This window comes from bacterium (assembly GCA_020440705.1).
In the GTDB taxonomy this organism is placed as follows: Bacteria; Krumholzibacteriota; Krumholzibacteriia; order LZORAL124-64-63; family LZORAL124-64-63; genus JAGRNP01.
On sequence record JAGRNP010000212.1, the window covers coordinates 1 to 3300 of the forward strand.

Below are 3300 nucleotides of genomic sequence, written 5' to 3' on the forward strand. Positions count from 1 at the left end.
GCCACATTATTTTCGATCACGTGGGTGAAGAGGGCCTGACCATCAACCCGCGAGCGATCCGCTCCGCCGGCCCGACCCCGCCCGCCCGCGCCGCCCGCGGCCGCGGCCGCCCCGCCGCGCCGGCGGGGGCCGACGGTGCGCCGCCGGCTGACGCGGGTGAACACCGACGCCATCGAGACGGACATGCTCGCCCACATCATGCAGGACGACTCGGGCGAGGCCGCCCGGATCTTCCTGGCCGAACGGGGAGACCTGGCCATGCACCAGGCGCCGGCGGCCGTCCTCGCGGACGAACTCGCCGCCTGGCGCGACGCAGGGAGCCACGCCTCGCCGCGACGGTACGTCGAGGACCGCTGGAACCTCGCCGGCGACGGAGCCTACCGGGGCTTCGTCAGCCGCCTGATCAACAGGGAGGACCGGCCCGCGAATACGGATTTCACCAAGGTCGTCCGGGACTGTCTCGGCCGGCTCAGGGCTGACTTCGACCGGCGTCGCCCGACGCGGGTCGGAGCCGACGGGAACACGGGAGCATAGCGCGCGCATGGCAAACAACGACTTCGACCGGATCATCGAGGACATCAGGAAGGAAGCCACGGCCAGGGGGGGCTACATCCTCCACAGCCAGGTGAACGACCTGCTGGGCGACAACTCCGACGTCGCCCTCATCGAACGGATCTACGAGAAACTCGGCGAGCTGCAGATCGACTACTACGACACCGAGGAGCAGGCCAAGAGCCGCCTCGCGCGTCGCAAGAGCAAGGAGAAGAAGAAGGCCGTCGCCGCGCGCAAGGTCTCCCGCACCAACGTCAAGTACGACGACCCGGTGCGCATGTACCTGCGCGAGATGGGGCGCGTGCCCCTGCTCACCCGCCAGGGCGAGGTGAACCTGGCCCGGCGCATGGAGGACGGCCGCCTCTCCATCATCCACGCCACGCTGCGCTCGACCAGCAGCCTGGCCGAGCTGCGCCAGACCGCGAACCAGCTCCTGGCCGAGGCCGTCCACGTGGACGAGGTGATCCAGCACGACACCTCCACCTGGAACGTGCATCTCTCGGCGCGCAAGGAAGGCAAGCGCATCCTGCGCACCCTCGACAAGATCGAGGGCTGGCAGAAGGAGAAGCTCGAGGCCCGCAAGGAACTCGGCTCGTGCCGCAACGCCACGCGCACGGCCACCCTGACCAAGATGGTCGCCGCCCGCGAGAAGAAGATCCTCGAAGCCTTCCTCGACCTGCATCTCGCCCCGAACCAGATCGAGCAGATGGCCAACCGGCTGATGCTCGTCCACAACAAGGTGGCCGACCTGCACGCGCGCGTGACCTGCATCGAGGAGGAGGTGCAGGTGCCCTTCGCCGAGATGGCCGCGGTCATGAAGAAGAAGAGCACCAAGGTCACGAAGAAGGAGGAGCTGCAGGAGGCGCACCGCGCGGTGAAGGTCCTGCGCAAGCGCATCCAGGACGTCGAGCGCGAGATCGGCCTGACCGGCGACGAGCTGCACCGCATCGGCTCGGAGATCGTCATGGGCAAGCAGCAGGTCGACACGGCCCAGCGCGAGATGATCGAGGCCAACGTGCGGCTCGTGATCAGCATCGCCAAGCGCTACACCAATCGCGGTCTCGAATTCCTCGACCTGATCCAGGAGGGCAACAGCGGCCTGATGCGCGCGGTCGAGAAGTTCGACTACCGCAAGGGCTACAAGTTCTCCACCTACGCCACCTGGTGGATCCGGCAGGCCATCACCCGCGCCATCGCCGACCAGGCCCGCACCATCCGCGTGCCCGTGCACATGATCGAGGCCATCAACAAGGTGAACCGCGCCAATCGCCAGCTCCTGCAGGAACTCGGCCGCGATCCCAAGCCCGAAGAGGTGGCCGCCGCCCTGGACATGCCCCTGGAGAAGGTGCAGGGCGTGCTGCAGGCCAGCATGGAGCCCGTGAGCCTCGACCGCCCCATCGGCGAGGACGAGGACAGCAACCTGAGCGACTTCATCGAGGACGAGACGGCGCCCTCGCCGGCCCGCCTGGCCGCCCACAGCATGCTCAAGGACCAGATGCAGCGCGTGCTCAGCACCCTGACCCGGCGAGAGGAGAAGGTCATCCGCCTGCGCTTCGGCCTGGGCGACGGCACGCCGCGCACCCTCGAGGAGGTCGGCACGATCTTCAAGGTCACGCGCGAGCGCGTCCGCCAGATCGAGGCCAAGGCCCTGCGCAAGCTGCGCCACCCCAGCCGCAGCCGGAAGCTCAAGGGCTACGGCGAGATGGTGTGACCGTACCACCCGGCGGCCGGCCGCCCCGGCGCCGGGGGTTTTGGATTTGACCGGCAAGGGGTGATGATATATCTTGCCCGTCCGGTCGTGGGCCTATAGCTCAGTTGGTTAGAGCAGCCGGCTCATAACCGGCCGGTCCCTGGTTCAAGTCCAGGTGGGCCCACCAGCGAGTCGTCGCAAACTCCTGGCGCCCGCCCGGACCGGACGACGAATTCCGATGGGCGATTAGCTCAGCTGGCTAGAGCGCTCGCCTCACACGCGAGAGGTCACTGGTTCGAGTCCAGTATCGCCCACCATCGGATTTCCCGACCACTGAACAGGACAGGCCGATTTGCGAGACCGTTCCGGGTGGGACCGCAGACCCCGCCCGGGGCGTCTGGCAGATTCAAGTTCGAGTGAACGGATTAAGGGCGCAATTCTGCGCCCTTTTTCTTTGGGTGCCGCGGTCCGGCGGCGCGGCGCGGCCCGGACGGCGGTGGTGGCGTCCCGGGATCGGTGATATCATGGCGCGGCGTTCGCCACCATCACGCGCACGGGGGAGGGGCCCTTGGAGGAACGGATCCTGATCGACCTGCTGGTCCAGCTGGGCGCCTGCGAGGAGGCCCGGGAGACGGCCGCCCACACGGTGCACCACCACACCGACCGCGAGCAGCATCTGCGGGAACTGCAGGCCGAGTACGAGGAGGACGCGGCCGAGGCCGCCGACGGCGAACGGACGGTCGCCGTGCGCCTGCGCCTCAAGGAAGCGGAGATCCGCACCGCCGCGGCCGCGCTCGCCCTGAAGAACGACCGCATCGTGGGCCTGAGCGACCGCCGCCAGTTCCAGGCCCTGCAGCTCGAGATCGCGGGCCTCGAGCAGAAGCTCGCCGACCTCGAGAGCGAGGCCCTGCTGCTGGTCGAGGCCGAGGATGCGGCCCGCGCCGCCACGGGCGATGCCCGGGGTGACGCCGCCCGCCAGGCCGGACGGGGCGAGCGGGAGGCGGTCCGCCTGCACGCCGAGAGCGAGGCGGCGGCCCGGGCCGGCGCCGACCACGAGG

The 3300-nt window shown here is 69.0% G+C and carries 3 protein-coding genes and 2 tRNA genes; all 5 read left to right on the forward strand.

Going from position 1 to position 3300, the window contains the following annotated elements; translation table 11 throughout:
* Positions 1-135: 135 nt before the first annotated feature.
* Positions 136-534: a hypothetical protein gene (locus tag KDM41_17630; GenBank protein ID MCB1185244.1), complete on the forward strand. Its 399-nt coding sequence runs from the start codon at positions 136-138 to the stop codon at positions 532-534.
* Positions 535-541: 7 nt separating this feature from the next.
* Positions 542-2263: an RNA polymerase sigma factor RpoD gene (gene rpoD, locus KDM41_17635; protein MCB1185245.1), complete on the forward strand. Its 1722-nt coding sequence runs from the start codon at positions 542-544 to the stop codon at positions 2261-2263.
* Positions 2264-2352: 89 nt separating this feature from the next.
* A tRNA-Ile gene (locus tag KDM41_17640) sits at positions 2353-2429 on the forward strand.
* Between the two features lie 53 nt (positions 2430-2482).
* A tRNA-Val gene (locus KDM41_17645) sits at positions 2483-2559 on the forward strand.
* A 251-nt stretch (positions 2560-2810) separates the two neighbouring features.
* Positions 2811-3300 (forward strand): hypothetical protein (locus KDM41_17650; protein MCB1185246.1); only part of this gene is annotated, 490 nt, incomplete at its 3' end.